At 39.5% G+C, this 1801-nt stretch carries 1 protein-coding gene; it reads right to left on the bottom strand.

The genetic code is table 11. From position 1 onward, the window contains the following. Nucleotides 1–117 precede the first annotated feature (117 nt). Nucleotides 118–1668 (bottom strand): IS1182 family transposase, encoded by a 1551-nt coding sequence (locus tag ACLHR0_RS31585; protein WP_436491691.1) that lies wholly within the window; start codon nt 1666–1668, stop codon nt 118–120. Nucleotides 1669–1801 lie beyond the last annotated feature (133 nt).

Raw genomic sequence — 1801 nt, 5'->3', positions numbered from 1 at the left:
AGAAGCTGTCTCATAATTAATTGAGACAGCTTCTTTGTTTTAGCCAAAAGATGGCCTAATAATCATTATGATGATCAGGTGTTTTTTAAGAGAATAAATAGTTAATGTCAGCTTGCTTTAGCAAGCTATTTTCTTTCTAATATTGTGTGCAAGAGCGAGTAATCCGGTTTCCACTGTTACTTTTTCTATCCCCCTAAGCATAAATCTCTTAAAATGATGATTATGCTTAATGTTAGCAAATACGGGTTCTGTATCGAAGCATCTTTGTTTCCTTTTCTGGATGCCACGCCTGGTTCTTAATCGTTTCTCTGCCTGGTTTTTAAGTCTTCTGTAATTATGATTAACATCTATAATCCGATTGCCGCTTTGTTGGTGACAATCTCCCCTAAGTGGGCAGCCATCACAATTGCGGGATTGATATTGAGTGATAGTTTGCTCATAGCCGGCCCGGGAACGACTTTTATAGGTTCGCTTTCTACTTAGGATCTGGCCGCCGGGGCATTTAAACCTATCTTTCTTATCATCATACTCAAGCTGATCTACTGTAAATCGTTTTTTATAACGTATGTTTTTATTTTGATGCCTGTCAAACTGATTATGTTTAACATAAGCAGTAATTCGCTTATCCTCCAGCCACTGATAATTCTGCTCGCTGCCATATCCCGCATCAGCAGTGATATTAGCTGGCTTTGTTTTAAGCTGCTTGATATGCTGTGAAAGATGATCTTTAAGAGTAGCGGTGTCTGTAGGGTTGGGATGAAGGCTGTAAGAGAGTATATACTGATTGTTAGTACTAATCTGTAAATTATAGGCGGGTTTAAGCTGACCGTTTTTCATGTGATCCTCCTTCATACGCATAAAAGTGGCATCAGTATCCGTTTTGCTGTAGCTATTTCTTCCTGGTCCCAATATCTTCTCCTGCTGTTCATATTTATCAAGGGCGGCCGGCCAGTGTTTTCCAGCATAACCTAACTTTTGACGCATCTTCTTATCAACCGGCTTATCCTTCAATGCTTCATTAATAGCAGCTATCGTTGCCTGCACTTTAGTACTGTCTATCTTCTTAAAGCCGGAAGGGTCAGTATCGTCGTCCAGTTCTGCTGCTGCTACAGACTGGGCATACTTCCACAGCTCATTTAATTGTTTACTGATCTTCTCCTTATTATGCTTTATACTGTTGCCCCAGACAAAGCTGTAACGATTGGCATTCGCTTCTATTTTAGTACCGTCTGTATACAAGTCTTTTATGCTCAAAAGCCCTTCGGCGCATAATAAGTGCACCACCTGGGTAAAAATTGGCTGCAACGTCTTTTGAAGACGACCACTTCGGAAACGGTTTACCGTATTATGATCGGGCTTATTCATCCCGCTAACCCACATAAAGTAAATATTTTGATGTAGTGCCTCTTCTATACGACGGCTACTATATATATTATTTACATAGGCGTAAACAAGTACTTTCAACAGCATACGAGGATGATAGCTGCTGGCTCCTCCGGGTTTGTATTGCAGAAGCAACATACTGATATCAATCTGATCAATGATATCGTTAACTATACGAACAGGGTGATCTGATGATATTAATTCATTCAGATCTGGAGGAAATAACATCCCCTGATTCTGATGGGTGCTTTTAAATGCTACTGATAAGCTTTTACCTCTTGCCATCCTTAAATTTACACAATAACTTCTGGTGCGTAAACACTTACAACTTCCCTTTTTTTCAACTGCAAATTGTGGATAAAACCATCCTTAAAGCCTAAAATGAAAAAGCTGCCTCATTTATTTATGAGACAGCTTC

The sequence above is a fragment of the Chitinophaga sp. ARDCPP14 genome, assembly GCF_051362515.1.
GTDB lineage: Bacteria > Bacteroidota > Bacteroidia > Chitinophagales > Chitinophagaceae > Chitinophaga.
The sequence above is the reverse complement of the archived record's forward strand: the minus strand, read 5'-3'. Positions and strand labels throughout refer to the sequence as shown.

What these genes read in the sequence shown, in the direction of transcription:
- ACLHR0_RS31585 (WP_436491691.1), bottom strand. Translation starts at nt 1,668, where the DNA reads ATGGCAAGAGGTAAAAGCTTATCAGTAGCATTTAAAAGCACCCATCAG.